Source organism: Maribacter sp. Asnod2-G09, assembly GCF_045063795.1.
In the GTDB taxonomy this organism is placed as follows: domain Bacteria; phylum Bacteroidota; class Bacteroidia; order Flavobacteriales; family Flavobacteriaceae; genus Maribacter.
In genome coordinates this window covers 73,494-98,140 of sequence record NZ_JBEFOA010000004.1, presented here as the reverse complement: position 1 = coordinate 98,140, position 24,647 = coordinate 73,494, and the positions used below count along the sequence as shown (strand labels likewise).

Annotated in this window: 19 protein-coding genes; 5 read left to right on the top strand and 14 right to left on the bottom strand. The window is 34.9% G+C overall.

The annotated features are described in order from the left end of the window. Positions 1-915: a patatin family protein gene (locus ACJJVT_RS07605; RefSeq protein WP_405397659.1), complete on the top strand. Its 915-nt coding sequence runs from the start codon at positions 1-3 to the stop codon at positions 913-915. A 93-nt stretch (positions 916-1,008) separates the two neighbouring features. Here ACJJVT_RS07605 and ACJJVT_RS07600 read toward each other — a convergent pair whose 3' ends face one another. From ACJJVT_RS07600 to ACJJVT_RS07585, 4 genes are all read right to left on the bottom strand, one after another. Then, positions 1,009-1,527 (bottom strand): hypothetical protein, encoded by a 519-nt coding sequence (locus ACJJVT_RS07600; protein ID WP_405397658.1) that lies wholly within the window; start codon positions 1,525-1,527, stop codon positions 1,009-1,011. 83 nt (positions 1,528-1,610) lie between these two features. Next, positions 1,611-2,381, bottom strand: a complete 771-nt coding sequence (locus ACJJVT_RS07595) for a hypothetical protein (protein WP_405397657.1) — start codon at positions 2,379-2,381, stop codon at positions 1,611-1,613. A gap of 25 nt (positions 2,382-2,406) precedes the next feature. Continuing rightward, positions 2,407-3,963: an FMN-binding glutamate synthase family protein gene (locus tag ACJJVT_RS07590; protein ID WP_405397656.1), complete on the bottom strand. Its 1,557-nt coding sequence runs from the start codon at positions 3,961-3,963 to the stop codon at positions 2,407-2,409. Positions 3,964-3,968: 5 nt separating this feature from the next. Beyond that, positions 3,969-5,279, bottom strand: a complete 1,311-nt coding sequence (locus tag ACJJVT_RS07585) for an amidohydrolase (protein ID WP_405397655.1) — start codon at positions 5,277-5,279, stop codon at positions 3,969-3,971. A 208-nt stretch (positions 5,280-5,487) separates the two neighbouring features. Between ACJJVT_RS07585 and ACJJVT_RS07580 the strand changes: the two genes are divergently transcribed. Genes ACJJVT_RS07580 through ACJJVT_RS07570 form a run of 3 tightly spaced genes read left to right on the top strand, consistent with a single transcriptional unit; the run spans position 5,488 to position 9,383 of the window. Next, the gene (locus ACJJVT_RS07580; RefSeq protein ID WP_405397653.1) at positions 5,488-7,815 is read left to right on the top strand and encodes an ATP-dependent helicase; all 2,328 of its coding nucleotides are present in this window, start codon (positions 5,488-5,490) and stop codon (positions 7,813-7,815) included. A gap of 44 nt (positions 7,816-7,859) precedes the next feature. Further along, on the top strand, positions 7,860-8,750 hold the full coding sequence (locus tag ACJJVT_RS07575) for a family 16 glycosylhydrolase (protein ID WP_405397651.1): 891 nt from the start codon (positions 7,860-7,862) through the stop codon (positions 8,748-8,750). 9 nt (positions 8,751-8,759) lie between these two features. Next, the gene (locus tag ACJJVT_RS07570; RefSeq protein ID WP_405397650.1) at positions 8,760-9,383 is read left to right on the top strand and encodes an L-threonylcarbamoyladenylate synthase; all 624 of its coding nucleotides are present in this window, start codon (positions 8,760-8,762) and stop codon (positions 9,381-9,383) included. Positions 9,384-9,459: 76 nt separating this feature from the next. On the opposite strand, the gene ACJJVT_RS07565 is transcribed toward ACJJVT_RS07570, so the two are convergent. The 3 genes from ACJJVT_RS07565 to ACJJVT_RS07555 all read right to left on the bottom strand — a co-directional run bounded on the left by ACJJVT_RS07565 (position 9,460) and on the right by ACJJVT_RS07555 (position 11,875). Beyond that, positions 9,460-10,314 (bottom strand): OmpA family protein, encoded by an 855-nt coding sequence (locus ACJJVT_RS07565; protein ID WP_405397649.1) that lies wholly within the window; start codon positions 10,312-10,314, stop codon positions 9,460-9,462. Between the two features lie 100 nt (positions 10,315-10,414). Continuing rightward, positions 10,415-11,416 carry a glycosyltransferase family 2 protein gene (locus ACJJVT_RS07560; protein ID WP_405397648.1) on the bottom strand — a complete coding sequence of 334 codons (1,002 nt, stop codon included), beginning with the start codon at positions 11,414-11,416 and terminating at the stop codon, positions 10,415-10,417. A 12-nt stretch (positions 11,417-11,428) separates the two neighbouring features. Next, positions 11,429-11,875, bottom strand: coding sequence for a type I restriction enzyme HsdR N-terminal domain-containing protein (locus ACJJVT_RS07555; RefSeq protein ID WP_405397647.1), 447 nt, complete (start codon positions 11,873-11,875; stop codon positions 11,429-11,431). Between the two features lie 26 nt (positions 11,876-11,901). Between ACJJVT_RS07555 and holA the strand changes: the two genes are divergently transcribed. Continuing rightward, positions 11,902-12,903 carry a DNA polymerase III subunit delta gene (gene holA / locus ACJJVT_RS07550; RefSeq protein WP_405397646.1) on the top strand — a complete coding sequence of 334 codons (1,002 nt, stop codon included), beginning with the start codon at positions 11,902-11,904 and terminating at the stop codon, positions 12,901-12,903. A gap of 3 nt (positions 12,904-12,906) precedes the next feature. Here holA and ACJJVT_RS07545 read toward each other — a convergent pair whose 3' ends face one another. From ACJJVT_RS07545 to ACJJVT_RS07515, 7 genes are all read right to left on the bottom strand, one after another. After that, positions 12,907-13,284 carry a DoxX family protein gene (locus tag ACJJVT_RS07545; RefSeq protein ID WP_405397645.1) on the bottom strand — a complete coding sequence of 126 codons (378 nt, stop codon included), beginning with the start codon at positions 13,282-13,284 and terminating at the stop codon, positions 12,907-12,909. Positions 13,285-13,520: 236 nt separating this feature from the next. Beyond that, the gene (locus ACJJVT_RS07540) at positions 13,521-15,932 is read right to left on the bottom strand and encodes a thiamine pyrophosphate-dependent enzyme (RefSeq protein WP_405397644.1); all 2,412 of its coding nucleotides are present in this window, start codon (positions 15,930-15,932) and stop codon (positions 13,521-13,523) included. Between the two features lie 157 nt (positions 15,933-16,089). Further along, entirely contained in the window at positions 16,090-18,939 is a 2,850-nt protein-coding gene (locus ACJJVT_RS07535; protein WP_405397643.1) for a metalloprotease, read from the bottom strand. Positions 18,940-18,947: 8 nt separating this feature from the next. Then, the gene (locus ACJJVT_RS07530) at positions 18,948-19,634 is read right to left on the bottom strand and encodes a TIGR00730 family Rossman fold protein (RefSeq protein WP_068482968.1); all 687 of its coding nucleotides are present in this window, start codon (positions 19,632-19,634) and stop codon (positions 18,948-18,950) included. 42 nt (positions 19,635-19,676) lie between these two features. After that, entirely contained in the window at positions 19,677-22,508 is a 2,832-nt protein-coding gene (gene uvrA, locus ACJJVT_RS07525) for an excinuclease ABC subunit UvrA (protein ID WP_405397642.1), read from the bottom strand. 178 nt (positions 22,509-22,686) lie between these two features. Further along, positions 22,687-23,523 carry a universal stress protein gene (locus tag ACJJVT_RS07520; protein WP_405397640.1) on the bottom strand — a complete coding sequence of 279 codons (837 nt, stop codon included), beginning with the start codon at positions 23,521-23,523 and terminating at the stop codon, positions 22,687-22,689. Between the two features lie 68 nt (positions 23,524-23,591). Continuing rightward, positions 23,592-24,644 carry a response regulator gene (locus ACJJVT_RS07515; RefSeq protein ID WP_405397639.1) on the bottom strand — a complete coding sequence of 351 codons (1,053 nt, stop codon included), beginning with the start codon at positions 24,642-24,644 and terminating at the stop codon, positions 23,592-23,594. Positions 24,645-24,647: the final 3 nt, after the last annotated feature.

The window sequence follows — 24,647 nt, the reverse complement described above, 5'->3', positions numbered from 1 at the left end:
ATGAAAGCATTGGTTATTTCTGGTGGTGGTAGTAAAGGAGCCTTTGCAGGTGGCGTTGCCCAATACCTAATACAAGAAGAAGGAAGAAAGTATGATATTTTTGTGGGTACTTCTACCGGAAGTCTTCTAATTTCTCATTTAGCACTGGGTAAATTAGATAAAATCAAAGAAATATATTCTAATGTAAATCAAAAGAGCATTTTCAATAACTGTCCGTTTTTGGTGAAGAATATTCGTGGTAACGAAGAGATTTCTATAAATCATTGGAATGTTTTTAGAAACTTCATGACCGGTAAAAAGACTTTTGGTGAAAGTGAAAACTTGCGTAAGCTAATTGAAAATAGCTTAACTATCGAAGAATTTGAAACGTTAAAGAACGGTGATTCTGATGTTATTATAACGGTCTCTAATTTATCATTAAATCAGGTCGAGTACAAATCTATTAAAGATTGTACCTACGAAGATTATTGCGATTGGATCTGGATTTCAGCAAACTACACTCCGTTTATGAGCTTGGTTCGTAAAAATTACTGCGAATATGCCGATGGTGGTTTAGGTAGTATTGTACCTATAGAAGAAGCAATAAAAAGAGGAGCTACAGAGGTAGATGTGGTTGTTCTACATACCGAAGTCAATTATATGAATAGGGTGGCATCTCGTAATCCGTTTGAGTTGATTACTACTATGATGAGTTTTATCTTAGATAGAATTGAAAACCAAAACATTAGAATAGGTAAGTTGGTTGCCAATCAAAAGAATGCGATTATCAACTTATTTTATACACCTACCATATTAACGACTAACTCTTTAATATTCGATAAGGCAAAAATGACCTTATGGTGGAAGAGAGGTTATCTATATGCTAAAAATAAGAATGAAGAAACAAACCCAATTGAACCCAACGAGCATGAATAGTGTTCTTTGAGAAATAGGGTTTAACGTATAGTTACAAACAAAAAATGCTTTCCATCTGGAAAGCATTTTTTTATTTCAGTATAATTTTAATTTCTACCATAAGTCGCCAATCTCCTTTTTTACAAAAGATAGGGCAGTGGCAGATGGAGATGTTTTATCCATCGTTTCATTTAAGATATCTTCTCTCAATTTATCTGCAGTTTCTGTATTGCTCATAGCTGCTTTTCTGATCATTTGAATTGTTGCACTTTTTGCAGCTTTAATAATATTCCAACATTCATCGGTCATATAAATTTGCTGCGAAAGGTTATGGTCAAATTCGGTTTCTATACTTTTAACCAACAAATTCTCATATGCATTTTTATCATCGCTTTGTGGTGCTACACGCACAACCAGGCTAGGTATTGCAATACGTTCTAAAAATAACGCCATTCTTTCGTAAGCTTGTAAGCGAACTGGCAGCGTATCTTTTTGAGAATCTTTATGTAAAAGAAAACGTCTTCTTCCTTCTTCATTATTAGTGTGCATTCTAAAGAAATAGAAAGCTATGGCACCAGTAACAACTGAAGGGATTAAATAAGCGAATAGTTGAAAAATTTGGTCGGAGTTCATTTTTTAATTAGTTATTAATTACGAAATAAGAACGTCCAAATTTCTCAATTAGTATAGTGTTTTATCGATGAAATACAACTAATTTAATTTTTAGCGTCTCCCTTAGCCATATCATAAAATGCTTTATAATCTGGTTGAAACTTTATTTGTAGTGATTCTCGTAAGCCACCATCTTGAGCAACAGCTATAATTCGCTCACCATTTACACCAAAATCTTTTATTAAAACACTAGCAATTGCGGTCGCTTGTTGTATGGCAATATTCATTTCACCAGTGATATTTAAACTAGCAATAGTAATAACACTATTAGGATTTGCGTTTGCAACCTTCGCCACATTTTCTATCCACCCGATTGATTCGCTAGACGGATTAACGCCAACACCGTCGGTAAAGAAAAAATTTAGTTTTTCAGAAATAATTACTGAGCCATCAGCGACACCAACTTTTGCATTTTCTCCTAAAACTTGCTTCGCATTGGTCAATATGACAACAGCAGTAGAATCATTGCTGGCAACAGCATCTGTAACACCTTTTAGTTGCTTTTCTTTTCTATCTAAAGCAGCCATCGTCTTATTGATATTCTCTGAATTCTGACTAGATAATGCTGCAAAACTATTTAAGTTCTTCATTAAAGTTGCGTTCGCATCTTGCAGCTCTGACACTTGAGATTGATACTCAGTTGAGCGTTGGTCAGCTAACTTCTCATTTCTTTGAGATGTACTTACCATTCGCGATATAGAATCTAGTTTAAATTTTAATTCTTGATTCTGCTCGATCAGTTCACTTTTTTTCTGAGCTTGAATTGTACTTAGCCCCAAAAGAAATATAGCTGAATAAATAAAAAAACGTTTCATATAAATATGCATTAAATAGGTTAATCTAAATTTTGCCGCCAAGATACGAACAGTCTTTTAATTGTTGAACTCCACCGAACGGTACTTTCGCTTTATTGTAGCCGTAGGTTGAGGCTAAACTTTTATTTAGGTCGTTATCATCTACGTTTACTTGCACATCGTCCATCGTAAATTGACTAGGGTGTTCGTAACCCGCAGCGTGCGTAATTTCTAGGAATTCTTTTCTAAATGTATTAAAATATTGTGCTAATCTATCTGATTTTAAAGGTACATTAATACCTTTTTGTAACCATTTGCTTTGCGTCGCTATACCAGTTGGGCAGGTGTTGGTATGGCAAACCTGTGCTTGAATACAACCAATACTCATCATTGCTTCGCGAGCAACATTAATACAATCTACACCCATTGCAAATGCCATGGCGGCTTTTGCAGGGAAACCTAATTTACCTGAACCTATAAATACAATACGTTCGGTAAGATGTCTGTTCAAGAAAACTCTATATAAACTTGAGAAGCCATATACCCATGGTAACGATACGTGATCGGCAAATGATGGGGGAGCGGCACCCGTACCACCTTCACCGCCATCTACGGTAATGAAATCAGGACCTTTACCAGTCTCTACCATTAAATCAGCCAATTCTTCCCACTGATCTAATTTTCCTATTGCTCCTTTAATTCCTACGGGTAAACCTGTTTCATTGGCAATATCTTCGATAAGTGCCATTAACTCCTTTACATTAGAAAATGCCTTGTGTGTCGCAGGTGATAATACATCTTTACCAACTTCAACACCTCTAATTTCGGCAAGTTCAGGGGTGATTTTTGCTCCCGGTAGTACTCCGCCTTTTCCTGGTTTCGCACCTTGAGATAGTTTTATTTCAATTGCCTTTATACACGGATTGTCCTCAACCAATTTTTTCATTTTCTCCATAGAGAAATTACCATCTTCAGTTCTTACACCGAAATAACCGGTACCAAAGTGAAATACAATATCACCACCATGTTTATGGTAAGGTGAGAGTCCGCCTTCACCAGTATTATGATAAGCTCCTGCTTTTTTAACACCTTTGTTCATGGCTTCAACCGCAGCGGCTGATAATGAGCCAAAACTCATGGCAGATACATTTACAACACTTCCTGGTCTAAATGGTTTTCTACGATTATTGTGCTGCCCCATAACCTTTGCACAAGGTATAAAGTTAGGCTCTGCAGCATTTGGGTGGCCAGCAGGTACTTCGTAACCCATCATTCTATTTTTAACGAATATATGCTGGTGAGCATATAAATCTCGATCAGAACCAAAGCCTTCGTAGTTGTTCTCTTTTTTTGCAGATGCATAGATCCAACCTCTTTCTATTCTATTAAAAGGAAGTTCTTCTCTGTTATTAGCAACGAAATATTGACGCATTTCTGGACCAATACTTTCTAACCAATAACGTAAATGACCTACAACAGGAAAGTTATGTTTTATGGTGTGCCGTTTCTGAATAAAAATATCCCAGATGGCAACTATGAAAAGAAACAAAAAAATCCAAGTCCACCATGGTGGACTTGGAATAGTATTAAAAAAATCGTTCATCAAAATTATCCTTTTATTTTAAAATCTAAAAGTGGTGTTTGGTCGCTGTTTAAATAATCTAAGCTCATTTCTGTTAACGTACGAACTCCTAAAAGTAAACCACTATCATCAATTAAAAAGTCTGGTGTGTGGTGTGGGTAAGATTCTGTAGTACCGGGAGTCATTCCTCCTAAGAAAAAGAAAAACCCTGGAGCTTCTCTTTGAAAATATGAGAAATCTTCAGCACCAGTAACCGCTTTTTGAAATTGTACATTTTCATCTCCAGCTACCCTTTTCATGGTAGGTAGCATTTGCTCTACCAATTCTGGGTTGTTGTATGTAATATCTGTAGCATCTTTAATTTCACATGTAGCTTCGCCACCGTAAGCTTTGGCTATATCACTTACCATTTCGACCATACGCTTGTTAAGCTTGTCTTTCATGTCATAGTCTAAGGTTCTAATCGTACCGATCATTTCTGCAGATTCTGGTATGATATTAAAACGAACACCACTTTTAATTTTACCAACAGTAATTACTGCAGCTTCATTGGTTAGGTCAGTTTCTCTACTGATTATTGTTTGTAACCCGTCAATAATTTTAGCACTGATCAAAATTGGATCAACGCCTGACCATGGTTGAGAACCGTGAGATTGCTTTCCTTTTACGTTAATTGTAAAACTCTGAGCAGCTGCCATAGTACCACCAGATTTGTATCTGATAACACCTACAGGAGTTTGAGAGTTAATGTGCAATCCGAAAATGGCATCAACCTTAGGATTACTCATAACGCCTTCTTTTACCATTAAAAGTGCTCCGCCTTCTTCTCCTGGTGGTGGTCCTTCTTCTGCTGGTTGAAAGATGAACTTTACGGTTCCTTTGATTTTATCTTTGTTTTTAGACATTACTTCTGCAACACCCATTAAAATAGCAGTATGCGTATCATGCCCACAAGCATGCATAACACCTACTTTTTCTCCCATAAATTCTGAAGTAACATTAGATTTATATGGTAAATCATTTCGTTCTGTAACAGGTAGTGCATCAATATCTGCTCTTAGCGCAACTACTTTGCCAGGTAAATCTCCTTTTAAAATGCCAACTACGCCCGTATGAGCTACGCCGGTCTGAATTTCAATTCCTAAAGATTTCAGGTGCTTGGCAATTTTTTCTGCTGTTTTGAATTCACGATTCCCTAATTCCGGATTCTGATGAATTTCTCTTCTCCAATCAACCACCTTGCTTTCTATAGCTTTGTAGTCTTTTTCAAGATTTGGTCCCTGTGCCTGAACGGTAAAACCGAAAAGAACGAGGGCCAATAAACCTAGTTTTCTCATAATCAGTATTTAATTTTAGTTTGTTCTCTATGTTTTAGTCAATCATTTAAGACTTAAATGTATTGACTGGTAAGCTCTAATTGCGGAATTAAAGTTTAAATATATTCAAAATGAAAAGAAATACCATCTATTGTTTACAAATCTAAAACACTTCACTTTTACTATCCCTCATTTATGGCTAAATTTACATCACTAAAAGAAAGAAAATTTGAGCTCATTTATAGATGAATTGAACGATGCCCAAAAGGCTCCTGTTTTGCATAAAGACGGACCTTTAATGGTTATTGCAGGTGCTGGATCAGGTAAAACTCGTGTACTAACATATAGAATTGCACACCTTATGGCGCAGGGTGTAGATTCTTTTAATATTTTATCATTAACATTTACCAATAAGGCAGCACGTGAAATGAAAGCACGTATTGCCACTATTGTAGGTGCATCTGAAGCTAAAAATCTTTGGATGGGAACTTTCCACTCCGTTTTTGCCAAATTGTTACGTATTGATGGCGATAAATTGGGTTACCCTGCTAATTTCACGATTTACGACACGCAAGATTCTCAGCGTCTATTAGCCTCTATTATTAAGGAAATGGGACTTGATAAGGATATCTATAAATACAAGCAGATTCAAAATAGAATTTCTTCTTTTAAGAATAGCTTGATTACAGTAAAAGCTTACCGTAATGATGCAGATTTGGTAGAGCAAGATGCCATGGCGAAAAAGCCTAGAACAGGTGATATATATGAAAATTATGTAGAACGTTGTTTTAAAGCAGGTGCGATGGATTTTGATGACTTACTGCTACGTACCAATGAGCTTTTAACACGTTTTCCTGATGTGTTGGCGAAGTATCAAGATCGATTTAGATACATATTGGTTGATGAGTACCAAGATACTAACCATTCTCAATATTTGATTGTAAAGGCTTTGGCTGATCGTTTTCAGAATATATGTGTGGTAGGGGATGATGCACAAAGTATTTATTCTTTTAGGGGAGCCAATATTAGTAATATTTTGAACTTTCAAAAAGATTACGATAATGTAGGTATGTATCGTTTAGAGCAGAATTACCGTTCTACCCGAAATATTGTAAATGCTGCGAACTCCGTAATCGGAAAAAATCAAAACCAGATTGAAAAAGTAGTTTGGACAGATAACGATGATGGTCCCTCTATTAAAATTCATAGAAGTACTACCGACGCCGAAGAAGGTAGGTTTGTAGCAAATTCTATTTGGGAACATAGAATGCAGCAACAAATGACCAATGGTCAATTTTGTATATTATATAGAACAAACTCCCAATCTAGGGCGATGGAAGATGCCTTGCGTAAAAGAGATATTCCGTATCGTATTTATGGCGGACTCTCATTTTACCAACGTAAAGAAATTAAAGATGTGTTGTCTTACTTGCGTTTGGTCATTAATCCTAAAGATGAAGAAGCTTTAAAAAGGGTGATAAACTTCCCTGCAAGGGGAATTGGTGGTACTACTCTCGATAGATTAGTTGTTGCTGCCAATCATTACAACCGTTCCATTTTTGAGGTTATGGAAAATATAGACCGCATCGATTTAAAAATAAATGCGGGTACTAAACGTAAATTAACAGACTTTGTAACCATGATCAAGAGTTTTCAGGTCATGAATGAAACTACAGATGCTTTTGCGTTGTCTGAGCATGTTGCCAAGAAAACGGGTGTTCTTTTAGAGTTTAAAAAGGATGGAACTCCAGAAGGTATTGGTAAGATGGAAAATATTGAAGAGCTTTTAAACGGTATTAAAGATTTCGTAGAAGGTCAAAGAGAGATTGATGGAGCAACAGGAAACATTAGCGAATTCTTAGAAGATGTTGCCCTTGCCACAGATTTAGATAATGATACCGGTGATGACGATAGGGTTGCATTGATGACCATTCACTTGGCAAAAGGACTTGAATTTCCGTATGTATACATTGTTGGTATGGAAGAAGATCTGTTTCCGTCTGGTATGAGTATGAGTACGCGTAGTGAATTGGAAGAGGAGCGAAGGTTGTTCTATGTGGCTTTGACTAGGGCAGAAAAACAAGCATATTTAACGTATACACAAAATAGATATCGTTGGGGTAAATTGATAGATGCAGAACCTAGTCGTTTTTTAGAGGAAATAGATGAGAAGTATGTAGAGAATCTTACACCTGTAGATGGTGGTTATAGATATAAATCGCTTATAAATGCCGATATTTTTGGTGAAGTAGATAAGAGTAGATTACGTCAACAAAAACCAGCAAGAGGTACACCTCCAATAGTTGGTCAACCCAACTCTGGGCAACTTAAAAAATTACGAAAACTTAAGCCACAATTATCTGAACCTGTAGGTAATACCAATACAATTGATCCGAGCCTTGCTGTAGGCTCTTTAATTAATCATACTCGTTTTGGTCGTGGTAAAGTGGTGAAAATTGAAGGCTCAGGTAATGATAGAAAGGCAGAAATAATGTTCGATAAAGGAGATATTAAAAAACTATTGCTACGCTTTGCCAAGTTAGAGGTATTGGGATAATGTTTATTTTTTTCGAAAATTTGGCTTAACTTGATAAGGAAAACATGGAAAAAAGCAGCTTATATTCGGTTTTACTGATAATTTTCCTTTTTGGATGTTCAAGTTCACACATAAAAGAACCTGATTCAAACCCATTGGTCACGTCGGAATCTGAAGAAGTTGAACAGATAGTTAAAGATCCTAATGCTAGTGGTTATTGGGATACTGCTGTTTTAGTTTGGAGCGATGAATTTGATGGAACAACACTTTCAAATGAAAATTGGTCTTTTGAAACTGGTAATAACGGATGGGGAAATAATGAGCTCCAAAATTATAGACCAGAAGGAAATACTGAAGTTAGTAATGGTACTTTGAAAATTACGGCTAAACTAAATACAGATACTACCATTGAAGGAGAATATACATCTGCTCGTTTAAATAGTAAGAAGTCTTTTAAGTTTGGTAGAATGGAAATTCGAGCAAAATTACCAGAGCATAAAGGAAATGGTACCTGGCCAGCACTTTGGATGTTAGGCAGCAATATAAAGACAGCGGGTTGGCCTTTATGTGGCGAAATTGACATGATGGAATATGTGAGCTTTAAACCAAATAAAACTCATTTTACTATTCATAGTAAAGCAAATAACCATACTAACGGTACTGAAGCTACTTCTGGTGCCGTGGAATTGGAGACAATTGAGGAAGATTTCCATAATTTTGGAATTTTGTGGTCATCAGAGTACATAAAATTTTATGTTGACGATATAGAGAATATTCAGTTTATCTTTAAAAGACCAGTTAATAGTACAGTAGATAATTGGCCGTTTTCTGATCATTTTTATTTTTTAATGAATATTGCAGTTGGTGGAAATTGGGGAGGACTCGAAGGTGTTGACCCATCAATTTTTCCGGCGACGATGGAAATAGATTATATTAGAGTATACCAAGTAAATTAAATAGAAGTATTGGCAGAATTTATCAAAATATACGAAGAGAACCCTAACCCTAAAGAAATAAAAAGGGTAGTGGAGGTATTGCGTAAAGGTGGCTTAGTTATATATCCTACCGATACGGTTTACGGTTTAGGTTGTGATATTACAAATACTAAGGCCCTTGAGAAAATAGCTCGTATAAAAGGAATAAAATTGGCGAAAGCAAATTGGTCTTTTATTTGTACAGATTTAAGCAACCTTTCAGATTATGTGAGGCAAATTGATACTGCTACATTCAAAATATTGAAAAGGGCTTTACCAGGACCTTATACTTTCATTTTGCCTGGTAATAATAATTTACCGAAAGAATTTAAAAAGAAGAAGACCGTTGGTATTCGTGTGCCAGATAATAGTATTGTTAAAGCCTTGGTTGAAGAATTAGGCAACCCAATAGTATCTACATCTATTCGTGATGAAGATGATGTATTAGAATATACAACTGATCCAGAATTGATTTATGAGAAATGGGATAACCTTGTAGATGTTATTATTGATGGTGGCTACGGCGGTAATGTAGGTTCTACTATTATAGATGTTTCTACAGGCGGATTGCCAGAGGTTATTCGTGAGGGTAAAGGAAGTCTAGATATTATATAGATGTCTCTTATCTAAATTATAAGCATAAAAAAAGCGGCTCAATTGAGCCGCTTTAATTTTATATACTAATCAGGTATTATTTGTTGATTGCAGGATCTTTCATTCCTTCTTCAATCATGCTATAGAACTGATCGATTTTTGGAAGAACAACGATACGAGTTCTTCTGTTTTTAGATTTTTCAGTTGTAGAAATCGGAACATATTCTGATCTACCAGCAGCAGTCATACGCTTAGGATCTACATTGAAATCATTTTGAAGTATACGTACAACAGCAGTAGCACGTTTAACACTTAAATCCCAGTTGTCTAATAAAGATCCGTTACCTCTATAAGGTACGTCATCCGTATGACCTTCTACTAAGAATTCAAAATCAGGCTTGTTGTTTACAACTTTAGCAACTTTACCTAATACTTCTTTAGCTCTGCTAGTAACATTGTAGCTACCGCTGCTAAATAATAATTTATCTGAAATAGAAACGAAAACAACACCTTTTTCAACGCTGATTTCGATATCCTCATCATCCAAGTTTCCTAAAACACCTTTTAAGCTCTGTACTAAAGAAAGGTTTACAGAATCTCTACGTGTAATTGCATCATTTAACTTACGAATAGTTAAATCTTTTTCTTGTAAGCTCTCTAATGACTTCTCTAGGTTCTCAGCACCTTTGGTAGTCAAAGTTGTTAAGTTACCCATATTGTTGATCAACTCTTGGTTGTTTGCTTTCAAGAACGAATTCTGATCTTCTAAAGTTTGTAGTCTAGATGAAGCAGTTGCTTTTTCTTCTAAACAATCATTTAATTTTACTGTCGCTGAATTCAATAAATCTTGTGCACTTTTGTGCTTAGCTTCAAGATCTGCGTACTTTTTTGAAGATACACAAGATGAAAGTAAAAGCGTTACTCCAAGACATCCTAATAATACTTTTTTCATAATTCTATTCTATTATACTTATTTAGTGGTTTACTCAATTTTTCGCATCTAAGCGACTTCAAAATTATATAATTACGAAGTTACTTATATGACATGTTAGTTAATCTTTTACTAAAATGTTAAAATTGCTTATCCTATGTACGAAGTAAGACCATACTATGGACTTCGTAGCGTAATAATTTCTGAGAAATTGGGTTTTTTCTCTCTTTTTATACATTTTTCTAAACTGTCTGTAAAAGCTTAAATGTGCCCTAAAAATAGCGAAAAAGTGTTTGAATCTTAACTGGAAAAGAAATCGTATTGCCGCAATACCATCTAAGAGTAATCTTAAGAAAATAATTATAAATGCTTTTCTTCTCGGAAGGTTTTTGGTGATGGAGAATAATGTGTTTCTGAAATTGAGATATGTTTTTTTCGGGTTCATATTACTTAACGTAGAACCACCCAAGTGATAAACACTAGATGTGCCTACGTAAAAGATTTTATAACCATGGTTTTTTGCACGCCAGCATAAATCTACTTCTTCTTGATGGGCGAAGTAATCTTCATCGAATCCATTTAACTCTTGAAAAACTTCTTTCTTAATAAACATACAGGCTCCTGTTGCCCAGAAAATTTCTCGAATATCATTGTATTGACCTTCATCTTTTTCTAAGGTCTGAAAGACTCTTCCTCTACAAAATGGGTAACCTAACTGATCAATAAAACCACCACCAGCACCGGCATATTCAAAGTGGTCTTTTTTAAGTAAATCTAAAATTTTTGGTTGAATGATAGCAGCATCAGGTATAGTGTTAAAGGCATCTATAATAGGGTTTAACCAATTGGGAGTTACTTCTACGTCTGAATTCAACAAACAATAAATATCAGCATCGACATCTACCATGGCGTCGTTATAGCCCTTGGCAAATCCGCCGTTTTCTGTATTCTGTATAATTTTTACTGTTGGGTAGTTGGCTTTGACAAATGCGACTGAGCCGTCTGTTGAAGCATTATCTGCTACGTATATATCTGCATCAGCAGAATAATTGATAACAGAAAGCAAGTACCTTTCTAAAAGCACTTCACCATTCCAGTTTAATATGACTACGGCTATCTTCAAAACGATCGCAAATTAACGGCTAAAATCAGGAATCTCTTGCATAAATTCATATTTTTCCGCAACAAAGTCCGTTTGACAGTAATAATGAGAGCGTCCGTTTGTGACCATTAAGTAGGTAGCGTTCAATTTAAAATTGTATTGAGCGATTTGATCGAAGGTCATTTGAGATATTGAAACTTCTGGTGCTTTGCACTCCACTAGTATGTGCAATTCACCATTTGGTTTAAATACGACCACATCATATCTTTTCTTTAAACCATTAAGTGTTATTTGCTTTTCTACGTTAATATGGCTCAATGGATAGTTCTTTTCTTGTATAAGAAACTGAACGACATGTTGCCTTACCCACTCTTCGGGAGTAAGTACCAAAAATTTTTTACGTATAACGTCAAAGATCAAGGTTCTATTTTCGCTATTTTTGACCCTGAAAGTGTAGCTAGGGAAATTTAGTGGCTGCATTATACAAAGTTGATGATTTTTTCTGAATGGATGAAGCCGTACAAATAGTCAATGCAATTAAGAAAGGGCAGATTAGTCCTATTTATTTCCTGTATGGGGAAGAAGCTTATTTCATTGATAAAATTTCTGATTATATAGCTGCTAATGTATTGACCGAAGAAGAGAAGGGGTTCAACCAAATGGTGCTTTATGGTCGCGATGTATCTATTGAAGATATTGTTGGTAATGCCAAACGTTACCCCATGATGGCCGAACGTCAAGTGGTTATCGTAAAAGAGGCGCAACATCTTTCGCGTACTATAGAGAATCTTTGTTCGTATGCAGAGAATCCGCAGCAATCTACCGTACTTGTTATATGTTATAAATACAAGAAGTTAGATAAGCGTAAAAAGCTACACAAGATTATTAAAAAGAACGGCGTCGTTTTTGAAAGTAAAAAATTATATGAGAATCAGGTTAGCGATTGGCTAAGAAAGCATTTGGTAAGCCGAGGTTACACCATATCTCATAAAGCTGCTTTGTTGCTTGTGGAGTACTTAGGAACAGATTTAGGTAAGATTAGCAAAGAGCTTGATAAGCTAAAATTAGTTCTGCCGAAACAGACTGAGATAAACCCACAGCATATAGAAGAGCATATCGGTATCAGTAAAGATTATAATAATTTTGAGTTGAAAAGGGCTATTGGTGATAGAGATATCGTGAAAGCGACTAAAATTATAAATTACTTTGCTCAGAACCCGAAAGACAATCCGTTTATATTAACGATTACCTTATTACATTCATTTTTCACACAGTTGTTGCAGTATCACGGACTTTCGGATCACAATCCAAAAAGTGTGGCTAGTGCATTACGTATCAATCCTTATTTTGTAAATGAAATACAAACTGCGGCACGTAACTACCCTATGAAGAAAGTAAGCGGAATTATTTCTAGTCTGCGTGAAATGGATTTAAAAGGAAAGGGAGTAGGGGCAACACCAATGAAGGAAGCCGATTTACTTAAAGAACTACTTTATAAAATAGTATAGCGATTACTTTTTGTCCACTCCGAATTTACCCGGACCTAATAATGAAACGGTAACAAAGGCTACTAAGTAAAATAAGGCTTTTTCTTTAGTGCCAAAATCATCTGCACCATGAGTGATAAATGCTGCCACTGCCATAGTGATGGCTACTGGTATTGCGGCTAAACGCGATTTAAAACCTATAATGATTAAAATAGGACAAATAAATTCACCGATTACAGCTAAAAATAATGAAGGAGTTTCACCAATGCCAAAAGGATCTGCAAATTGGAAATCACCAGAAATAAGCTTTTGAAATTTTGGAAGACCATGGGTTAACATCATGGCTGAAATTGCTATTCTAAAAAAAGCTAGACCAATATCTTTTAATAAAGTGTTTTTCATGAATGCTCATTATTTACATTAAAAGTATCGATTTTTTTTGTTTTTTTCAGATATGTTGATGTTCGTATAGTCTCAAATGACTTATTTTTTTAAATGAAATTTTGAGGTTGCTTAGTTTTCAGCAGTTTAAGAGATTGTAGGTTTTCGTTAAATTATTTAAATATTTTTAAACGAAAAATTAAGGCATAAAAAAATCCCAATATACATGGGATTTTTCTTACTTAAAATTGTTGTTATTATCGCAATTTCGGATAGTCATCAGGATTGACTTCATGCATTATCGCATATACCTTTTCAAAAATGTCTTCTCTATTTGGTTTTGAAAAATAATCACCATCAGTACCGTAAGCAGGTCTATGTGCTTTTGCGCTTAATGTTTGTGGTTTACTATCTAAATACTCAAAAGCACCTTGTTTTTCTACGATTTCATTTAAAAGATAAGCAGAACATCCGCCAGGTACATCTTCATCTATTACTAGTAAACGGTTTGTTTTTTTGACGCTTTCTAATACTTCCTTTTCAATATCAAATGGTAATAACGTTTGTGCATCTATTACTTCTGCATCAATACCAACTTCAATTAATTCTTTAGCAGCTTTTTCAACGATACGTAGTGTTGATCCATAAGATACCAATGTGATATCGCTACCTTCTTTTATGGTTTCAACTTTACCGATCGGAGTGCAAAATTCACCAAGATTTTTAGGTTTCTTTTCTTTTAATCTATAGCCGTTTAAGCTTTCAATGACCAATGCAGGTTCATCACTTTTTAAAAGTGTATTGTAAAAACCAGCAGCTTGTGTCATGTTTCTTGGAGCCAAAATATACATTCCTCTTAGAAGATGTATCAATCCGCCCATTTCTGATCCAGAATGCCATATACCTTCAAGTCTATGACCTCTTGTTCTAATGATTAACGGTGCTTTTTGTTTTCCTGCTGTTCTGTATAGTAAAGTTGCTAAATCATCTGTAAGAGTAGATAGGGCGTAAAAAATATAATCTAAATACTGAATTTCGGCAATTGGTCTAAGACCTCTTAAAGCCATACCAATACCTTGACCAATAATAGTAGTTTCGCGAATACCGGTATCTGCAACACGTATTTTACCGTATTTTTCTTGCATACCCTCAAGGCCTTGGTTTACGTCACCAATGGCACCTGTATCTTCTCCGAAAATTAAGGTATTTGGGTATTTTTCAAATAACTTGTCAAAATTGTCTCTAAGTATAACCCTACCATCTACCTGCTCTTCATCGTCATTGTATTCAGGTGTAATTGCGGTAACGTTTGTCGCTTTATTATCGTTTTCACTATAAAGATACGAGCTGTATTTATGCTGAGATTGTTCTAAAAAGGTGGAAGTCCACTGTATTAAATCTTGCTTCTCTTGCGTATTTTTCCCTAGTAAATAACGTAAAGATTTTCTTGCTGCAATTGCCAAATCTTTGCGTAGTGGCTCTTCAATTGCAATTAAATCGTTCTTTAATTTATTTAGAAAATTCTTGTTGGCACTTTTAGAGGCTGCTTTTTCTATAATATTAATTAATACAGACTTCTCGGTAAGGTTGTCTTTTAGGTACTCATCCCAAGCCTGTTTTTTAGCTTCTCTAACAGTACGTTTAATTCTTTTTTCAATAGATTCTAATTCTTCTGAGGTTGCAATGCCAGATTCTAATATCCATTCTTTAAAACGTTTGTTACAATCATGATCACGTTCCCATTCTAAACGCTGATTGTCTTTATAACGCTCATGTGATCCAGAAGTAGAATGACCTTGTGGTTGTGTTAATTCGTTTACATGAATTAATACTGGTACATGTTCTTGTCTTGCAATGTCTGCAGCATTTTCATAGGCATGCATTAATGCAGTATAGTCCCAACCTTTTACTCTTAAAATCTCGTATCCTTTTTCGGTTTCAGTTCTTTGAAAACCAGATAGAATTTCAGAAATATTTTCTTTTGTAGTATGAAATTTCGCGGGTACAGAGATGCCATATTCATCATCCCAAATACTTATTACCATGGGTACTTGTAAAACACCTGCGGCATTTATAGTCTCAAAAAACATGCCTTCACTTGTACTTGCGTTACCAATGGTACCCCAAGCAATTTCGTTTCCATCTACAGAAAACTTAGCACTGTCTAAACCTTGTTGATTTCTATATACTTTAGATGCTTGGGCCAGTCCTAAAAGACGTGGCATTTGCCCTGCTGTACATGAAATGTCTCCACTACTGTTTTTTTGTTTTGTTAAATCTTTCCAACTGCCATCTGCATTTAAGCTATGCGTTAAAAAGTGACCGCCCATTTGCCTACCGGCACTCATAGGTTCCTTTTCTATGTCAGTTGTAGCATACAATGCGTGAAAGAATTCTTTTGGCTGTAAAAGACCTAATGCCATCATGAACGTTTGGTCTCTATAATAACCACTTCTAAAATCGCCATTTTTAAAAGAACGCGCCATGGCTAATTGAGGTAGCTCTTTTCCGTCTCCAAAGATTCCGAATTTTGCTTTGCCCGTTAAGACTTCTTTTCTTCCTAATAAGCTACAGGTTCTGCTTAAAAAAGCAATTTCGTAGTCATTGATAATTTGTTCTTTGAAATCTTCAAAAGAAATATCATTACTGGTTTTAGAAGAAACATCCATGTATTATACGTGTTTATACAAAATTACCGAATCAAGTACTTTTTAGCAACGCTGTAACCAGTTAATTTATTCCATATTTTTCAACAAATTTGAGATTTTATTGAAAATATCTGAATTTAAGCTAAAAATATTACTATCCGTATTAAGATTTGATAGTTTAAAACCATTTTCTTGTGAATAATCCTGTTAAGGTTTTCGGACTCACCGTAATGATAAAACGTATTTTTTCACCATAGTTGGGTTGTGATACTTCCCAGCCATTGTTTGAATGAACCGGTAGGTAAAGCTCAAAGTAATCGGTTACTAGATTTAAACGCACACCAGAGTCATAAACGAACTTGCCATCAAGACCTTTATTTTTTACTACACCGGCATCTCCGTATAATTCAATCCATTTCCAGACATTAAAACTACCGTTAACGGTCGCCATCCAATCATTAGAGAATCTATAGCGTTGATCTAAGAAAGATTTAAATCCGCCTTCGGCGATAATTATCTGCTGGCTGTAAATACCAGAATCTTCTGATCTTCCTAAATAGCCGTAATCGAAAAGATAATCTGTAGGACGGTCAAGTGCAAAGCTGAAGAAATCTGTCTCGGTATTATTGCTAAGAAATTTACCTGCGAAAAACCGAAGATTCAACTGTCTATTGTTCTCAAATAATTTTCGATATTCATATTCAAACGACAGCTTACTAAAACTACCTGCTAATTGAAAATCTGCAAACCAAGAATTATAATCTAATATGCCATTGTTTCTACTGGTATAACGTGCGTTAAATACACTATAATCAGGATTTTCAGGATCGTTAGCCAGAGATAAAAGGGCAGGATCAAAGTCTCTAAAAATGTTCACATATCTAAATGAAAGAAACTCCCTTTTGTTTGACAACAAATCAGCTGGTCTAAAACCAAAACTTACCGATGGTGTAATAGATGAGTATCGAGAATTTTCATTAAAATGAGATGTACCGGCACCTATATTATATTGGGCTACATACAATCCGCTTTTACTTAAGTATTTTCTGTAGCTGAATTTTCCTGATCCTACAAAAGCTTTTTCTTTGAAAGAATAAGAAGGAGAGAAGTCATACACAAATGGTCTTTCGAGTAAGGTTTTGTTATATAAACGCATACCTGGTGTCCATCCGTCATAAACATTAAAACTCAATACGGGAACATAGAAAACCTGGTTGTAATATGGATTTTCTGCATCTTTAAAGAAAGTGAACTTTAGTTTTTTATTACTCGATAAAAATCCTTTTAATGATTTCCAATTGTCACGTTGATTGAATTCTGGTATTTTTTGATCATAATTTAATACCAGCCTATCTTCTTCATTATTCGGTATAGCGAAGGTTTCTTCTAGCTTAATATCTTTAAACCAATATTCAGAAACTACCGAATCTTTTTTAAGACCAAAAACAGAAATTGGTACGTTTGTGCCTTCTTTATTTTTAATAGTTACGTGTAATGAATCTGTTTCTTTCTTTACTTTTTTGATTTTAAAGTCAATTTTACGATCCGTAGAAACATAGTCTTTAAAAAACCAATTGATATCTTGTTCTGTAGAGCGTTTTAAAATAGATTCGAAATCATGAACCTTTACCGTGTTTAGTTGATAGTATTCAAAAAATGTCTTAATACTTTGGTCTACGTGTTCTTTGCCAATGTAATCTGCTAAATATGCCAAGCCTAAACCAGCCTTATATTTATTCGCTATTTTCTGATTGAATTTTATAAGTGAATCGTTTGATGTTTTAAGAGCTTGATCTAAGTTTTTACGGGCGGTTAGATTGTATAGAAATGAATATTGGTCATTAAAATCCATCTTAGCCAGCTCGAAACTTCTAAAGCCCCAAATTTTAGATAGTTTCCCCATTAATTTTTGATCTGGGTAATACTTTTCTATATATGCTATCATCAAATAATTTGCTATAGCACTGTTCAACCACTGCTCTTTTCTCGGATTTAAGAACATGGTTTCTCTTAGAATACTGTTGATTGCCGTTTTCAAGAATTTCATTTCGAACTGAAACTGTTCTCGGTAAGGACGTATAAAAGAGGGGAGTTGATTTATACCATAAAGTGGGTCTTTATTATAATCAATCTCACTAACTAGTATTTTTTCATGAGGATAATCACCAAGATTTGAGTGAATGAAATTGGCAACTTTATTTATGGATAGCCCTTGACCAATTGGGCTATATCTAGGGGCACTAAAATCTGTCAAAAAAGTCATATACGGCGTTCTGTGCGTATAGAAGTTTTTTTGTCTATTCAGAATAATTTCTCCGCCACGTTGTAAGTTTCCTTTTAATTGTGCAAACTGTCCGTTAGGGAATGTTGATTCTGTACTAACATCAAAGTTAGAGGCAAGGTATAAACTATCGGGATATTTGAAATTAATGGTGGTATTCGTTTCATTCATATAAAGATCCTCAAGATTTTTATTTGAATACAAATGCCATTTGCCGTCGTATACTGCGGGTGTTAAATACCAATCTTTTAAATAGTAATCTCCTCTACTGCCATAACCGTAAGGAGTGTATTTGTTAGGTGGTAATTTCACCTTATAGGTGATGAAAATTTTTGTTGACGTATTTGGGAGTAATAAGTCGTCTAACGTAACTTTTAAAATGTCTTTTCCTTTCGTACGGCTCCATTCTAGTCCGTTATATGAATCATCGACAACACTAATTATAGTAGTTTTGCCGCGTTCATCTGCTTTTGCAAGGTGAAGCGATTTTTTAAATTCTTGCGCAAACCTTTTTGCTAGACCCGTGTTTTTATCTGAATAGGCATTCGCCCAGTCATTAAAATAAATGACGCCTAAGTTATAATTAGACTTATTGTAATAGGTGAACTCTTGACGAATATCTAATTCATTGGTATACTCGTTTAAGCTAACAGTAAGGTCCGTTTCGTACTGTGCATAGCAAGAAGTTACATTGGTAACTAATGTTACTATGCACAGATAGAAAAGTAATTTTAAATTGTGTGTCAAGGCCTGAATTAAAAATTAGGACTCATACTGTGCCCTTTGTAAAATGAATCTATAATTTCAACAACCTCTTCTTCTGTATCTACAATTTTAATAAGATTTAAATCTTCAGGACTAATAGTTCCCATTTTAAGCATAGTACCTTTTACCCAATCCATAAGTCCGGTCCAGAATTCGCTTCCAACCAAAATAATAGGGAATTTTCCGATTTTATGAGTTTGAATAAGTGTGATGGCTTCAAATAACTCATCTAATGTTCCGAATCCACCAGGCATTACTACAAATCCTTGAGAGTATTTTACGAACATTACCTTTCTTACGAAGAAGTAATCGAAATCTAAACTCTTGTCATTATCGATATACGGATTGTCATGTTGCTCAAAAGGTAAGTCGATATTTAAACCTACAGATGTACCACCGGCAAGGTTGGCACCTCTATTACCAGCTTCCATAATACCTGGTCCACCACCGGTAATAACGCCGTAACCTGCTTCTGCAATAGATTTTGCAATTGATACCGCTAGTTTGTAATACGGGTCTTCTTCTTTTGTTCTGGCAGAACCAAAAATAGATACACATGGTCCTATTTTACTCATGCGTTCAAAACCATTTACAAACTCGCCCATTATTTTAAAAATGGCCCAAGAGTCATTGGTTTTTATTTCGTTCCAGCCTTTATGATGTTTTTCTGATCTCATTCTTTATTTTATATACTTTTAGATAGATTTTTTATCTAATTATTATTTTAATTCTCTTTTTAAAAACTTTGCGGTGTAGCTTTTCTTGTCTTTTGCAACTTGCTCGGGAGTTCCTTTTGCTACTAACTGCCCACCTGAGCGTCCGCCTTCGTAACCGATATCTATGATGTAATCTACCATTTTAATTACGTCCATATTATGTTCAATAACTAACACCGTATTTCCTTTATCAGCTAATTTATTCAAAACATCCATTAAAACCCTAATATCTTCAAAATGAAGTCCGGTTGTAGGCTCATCTAAAATATAGAAGGTATTACCCGTATCTCTCTTAGAAAGTTCTGTTGCCAATTTTATACGTTGCGCCTCACCACCTGATAAGGTAGTAGATTGCTGCCCTAAAGATATATAACCTAAGCCCACATCTTGAATGGTCTTTAACTTACGATGTATTTTCGGAATAAGTTCAAAAAATGATACAGCTTCGTTAATGGTCATTTCTAAAACATCTGAAATGGACTTGCCTTTATAACGTATTTCTAATGTTTCTCTATTGAATCTTTTGCCATTACAGGTTTCGCATTCTACATAAACATCTGGTAAGAAATTCATTTCTATAACACGTAATCCGCCACCTTGGCAAGTTTCACAACGACCACCTTTTACATTAAAACTGAATCTGCCGGGTTTGTAGCCACGAATAGATGCTTCTGTAGTCTTTGCGAATAACGATCGTATTTCGCTAAATACACCAGTGTATGTAGCCGGATTTGACCTTGGTGTTCTACCAATTGGCGATTGGTTGATATCAATAACTTTATCAATATGCTCTAGCCCCGTAATTTTTTTATACGGCATCGGTTTTTTAACGCCATTGAAATAATGGGCGTTCATAATTGGATAAAGTGTTTCGTTGATCAAAGTTGATTTACCACTACCGGATACTCCCGTAACGCCAATCATTTTTCCTAAAGGAAATTTGACAGTTAGGTTCTTTAAATTATTTCCCGTGCAGCCAGATAATACAATTTCATTGCCATTACCGGGTCTTCTCTTTTTCGGGACTTCAATCTCCTTTACACCGGTCATATAATCGGCAGTAAGGGTATGTACATTTTTTAACTCTTCAGGTGTACCTTGAGATATAATTTCACCTCCATTTTTACCTGCTTTCGGACCAATATCAATAACATGGTCCGCTCTTTCTATCATATCGCGGTCATGTTCGACTACGATAACAGAGTTGCCAATATCTCTAAGAGATTCTAATGATTTAATTAACCTTTCATTATCTCGTTGATGTAAACCGATGCTTGGCTCATCTAAAATGTAAAGTACACCTACCAATTGAGATCCAATTTGGGTCGCTAATCGAATACGTTGAGCTTCGCCACCAGATAACGATTTAGAGCTTCTGTTCAATGATAAATAATCGAGACCTACATCTAGTAAAAATTGAATTCTAGTACTTATCTCTTTTATAATTTCTTCGGCTATCTTTAGCTGATTGCCGCTAAGTTTTTTATCTAAACCATTAAAGAATGCAGCTAATTCAACAATATCTAAATTAGCTAACTCGGCAATATTCTTGTCTTCAATTTTAAAGTAAAGCGATTCTTTTCTAAGTCGGAAACCTGTGCATGACGGACAAGTAATTCTGTCCATATATTCTTTTGCCCATCTTTTTATCGATGTTGAGGCCGCTTCTTCGAACTGATTTTTTATGAAATTAGAAATTCCTTCATAATCAATTTTATAAGTACGTTTTACACCTAAAGTTTTAGAGTCTACTTCAAAACTTTCTTTACCACCGTTTAAAAGAATCTCGATTGCTTCAGCGGGAATAGTATCTATAGGATCCGTTATTTGAAAATCATAACGTTCTGCAATAGTCTCAATCTGTTTAAATGCCCAAGATTTTTTATAATCTCCCAATGGGGCTATTCCACCACCTTTAATAGATAATTTTTTATTAGGGAATATCTTCTTCTCATTTACTTCATACACATGACCTAAGCCGCTGCAATAGGGGCACATGCCTTTTGGCGAGTTAAATGAAAATGTATTAGGCTCAGGGGTAGGATAGGAGATACCTGTTGAAGGGCACATTAAATCTCTACTAAAATACCTTGGTAAATCTGTGCCTTCTTCTAAAACCATTAATACGTTGTCGCCGCTATACATGGCTGTATTTATAGTTTCAGATAAACGTTTATGAAAATCTTCGCTTTCAACTACTTTTAAACGGTCAATGACAATTTCTATATCGTGCACCTTGTAACGGTCCACCTTCATGCCTTTAACGATATCTTTTACTTCACCATCAACCCGAACTTTTACGAAACCTTGCTTCGCTATTTGTTCAAATAGTTCGCGATAATGACCTTTTCTAGATTTAATTACCGGTGCAAGTATGTTTATTTTTTTTCCGTTATACGATTCAATGATCAAGTTCTTAATTTGTTCATCGCCATAACTCACCATTTTTTCGCCTGTGTTATAACTATGTGCGTCTGCTGCACGGGCAAAAAGTAGTCTTAAGAAATCATATATTTCTGTAATAGTGCCAACCGTTGATCTTGGCGATTTAGAAGTCGTCTTTTGTTCAATGGCAATTACCGGAGATAAACCATCAATTTTATCAACATCTGGGCGTTCTAATCCGCCTAAAAATTGTCTGGCATAGGCAGAAAAAGTTTCGATATAACGTCTTTGCCCTTCTGCGTAAATGGTGTCAAAAGCCAATGAAGATTTACCACTGCCAGATAAGCCAGTTATAACAACCAGTTTGTCTCGGGGTATGGTAACATCTATATTCTTAAGGTTATGAACGCGTGCGCCCTTAACTTCTATATTTTCTTCAAAATTAATCATGTATTCATAGCAAAGTTGCAAAAGTACGATTTTGAGTGCTAATTACATACGTTCTTATGTTCTTTGAAAAGACTGAATGTCTTAAATTATTGATGCAATCGCTTTATTGAGGTGTAATAGTATTTTATACCCATCAGATTACAAATGGAATAAAAATATTAGTAAAGTTTACAAATTTTTATTCATGCATTACAAATAATGGTACTGAAGTTTGGTGGCTTAGTTCTTCAACCGAGTTGTTAAAGAATACTTGTTGAAATAGGTTTAAATTTTTTGCAACCATTGTCAACATTTCAATTTTATTTTCTGCGATATAATTTAAAATTGAATCTCTTACATTTTTACCTAAAATATGATTAAAGCTATGGGTGTCGGTAAATAGTTCTTTTAAATAATCATTGAGATAGGCTTGGTTAATTACCTGAGAATTTGAAAATTCGGGTTTAAATTGGGTCACATGAATGACATCTAATTTTGCATTTGAGATTTCAAGTATTTCTGTAATTGAGTTTAAAATAGGGTAGGTGTAGAATAGATTGAAGTCTGTTGGAAAAGCAATATTACTTGGCGTTTTAGTAATCGTATTTTCAGGTATTACTAATACATTACAAGCTACTTTGGTAATTACATTGCCTGTATTAGTGCCTATTATAGATGCTTTTATGCTAGACGCCCCTTTCGTGCCCATTATAATTAAATCTATCTTTTTCTCATCAACGGTCTTTCTTATAATATCAATAAAGTTACCATACTCTTCAAGCGAAATAAATTTATGATCAGGGTTTGGGCAACACATCGCTATTCGGTCAATGGTTTCGTTCAGTTTATCTATAGCAGTAAATTTTTCTTTTGTATTTATTGTCAAAAATGAATTTGAGGCGATATCAGAATTGCCTAAATCATCTACATGCAATACATAAAAGGTGCATTTTATGTTTTCAAAAAAACACGCAGCATATTCAAGGGCGTTCCAAGAATTATTAGAAAAATCAGTGGGTATTAAAATGTGTTTCATTCAATCGACTTACTCTACAAAAGTAAATCGTAATTGAAACGTGATAAATGATATTTATCAGATATCGTTTAATTTACATATTGTAATGCTTTAATTTCTAATATTTGAATATTTCTACCTTCGACGGCTATTAGACCTTCTTTTTTAAAACCAGACAATGTACGTATTAAGCTTTCGGTCGCTATACCTGCAACACTTGCTAGGTCATTACGCGATATTCTAATGGGCTCATCTGGTTTTGTATTCATGACATCGGCAAATTGTAACAAGGTTTGTGCTGTTTTTCTGCGTACAGAACTATAGGCCATTTGTAATAATTGAGCTTTTATATTCGAAATGTTTGCAGATAAGAGTTCCATTAGCTCCATAGAAATGGTCTTATTTTCGTTCAGTATTTCTTTTAAGTTTTCTTTCGAAATACCTGCTAACTCAACATCACTCATAGCTGTAGCTGATTCTTGATAGGGTACGTTGTTTAAAAACGAGGTGAAGCCTAAAAAGTCATCTGCTTTTGCTAAAGATGTAATCAACTCTTTTCCGTCGGGGTCCATATTGTAGCATTTTACAAGTCCTTTTAAAACAAGATAAATTTTGTTAGAACGGCTATCTTCTTCATAAATATGTTCTCCTTGCTTGAAATTTACTACTTCGCCATTGTCATCAAAGAAGTTTTTAAGTTCATGAATGGTGCGCATTTCATTTTCTGAAACACCGTGTTCTTTTGATGTTTCATCTTGCATTCGCATTAGTAGTTCGGCTTTTGCCAACCTACTTTCCACGGCACTCATAAGTTCCTCCTCTTCAAAGGGTTTGGTTAGATAGTCATCTGCACCAAGGTCCATTCCCTTCCGTATTTCTTTATGCTCAGTTTTTGCAGATAGAAAAATGAACGGTATGTGCTTCGTTTTTTCGTTACTAGAAAGATTTTCTAGTACACCATAGCCATCAACTTCGGGCATCATAATATCGCAAATGATAATGTCTGGTAAATTTTCAATGGCGGCTGTAATACCTATTTTCCCATTAGGTGCCGTCATAACAGTATAACCCTCTAATTCTAAAAGTTCTTCGGTATTTTCTCGTAAGGCTTTATCGTCCTCAATCAATAAAATTCTTTTCATCTT

Coding starts and splice junctions, on each gene's coding strand:
- ACJJVT_RS07605 (WP_405397659.1), top strand. CDS start 1: ATGAAAGCATTGGTTATTTCTGGTGGTGGTAGTAAAGGAGCCTTTGCA.
- ACJJVT_RS07600 (WP_405397658.1), bottom strand. CDS start 1,527: ATGAACTCCGACCAAATTTTTCAACTATTCGCTTATTTAATCCCTTCA.
- ACJJVT_RS07595 (WP_405397657.1), bottom strand. CDS start 2,381: ATGAAACGTTTTTTTATTTATTCAGCTATATTTCTTTTGGGGCTAAGT.
- ACJJVT_RS07590 (WP_405397656.1), bottom strand. CDS start 3,963: ATGAACGATTTTTTTAATACTATTCCAAGTCCACCATGGTGGACTTGG.
- ACJJVT_RS07585 (WP_405397655.1), bottom strand. CDS start 5,279: ATGAGAAAACTAGGTTTATTGGCCCTCGTTCTTTTCGGTTTTACCGTT.
- ACJJVT_RS07575 (WP_405397651.1), top strand. CDS start 7,860: ATGGAAAAAAGCAGCTTATATTCGGTTTTACTGATAATTTTCCTTTTT.
- ACJJVT_RS07565 (WP_405397649.1), bottom strand. CDS start 10,314: ATGAAAAAAGTATTATTAGGATGTCTTGGAGTAACGCTTTTACTTTCA.
- ACJJVT_RS07555 (WP_405397647.1), bottom strand. CDS start 11,875: ATGCAGCCACTAAATTTCCCTAGCTACACTTTCAGGGTCAAAAATAGC.
- holA (WP_405397646.1), top strand. CDS start 11,902: ATGGATGAAGCCGTACAAATAGTCAATGCAATTAAGAAAGGGCAGATT.
- ACJJVT_RS07545 (WP_405397645.1), bottom strand. CDS start 13,284: ATGAAAAACACTTTATTAAAAGATATTGGTCTAGCTTTTTTTAGAATA.
- ACJJVT_RS07540 (WP_405397644.1), bottom strand. CDS start 15,932: ATGGATGTTTCTTCTAAAACCAGTAATGATATTTCTTTTGAAGATTTC.
- ACJJVT_RS07530 (WP_068482968.1), bottom strand. CDS start 19,634: ATGAGATCAGAAAAACATCATAAAGGCTGGAACGAAATAAAAACCAAT.
- uvrA (WP_405397642.1), bottom strand. CDS start 22,508: ATGATTAATTTTGAAGAAAATATAGAAGTTAAGGGCGCACGCGTTCAT.
- ACJJVT_RS07520 (WP_405397640.1), bottom strand. CDS start 23,523: ATGAAACACATTTTAATACCCACTGATTTTTCTAATAATTCTTGGAAC.
- ACJJVT_RS07515 (WP_405397639.1), bottom strand. CDS start 24,644: ATGAAAAGAATTTTATTGATTGAGGACGATAAAGCCTTACGAGAAAAT.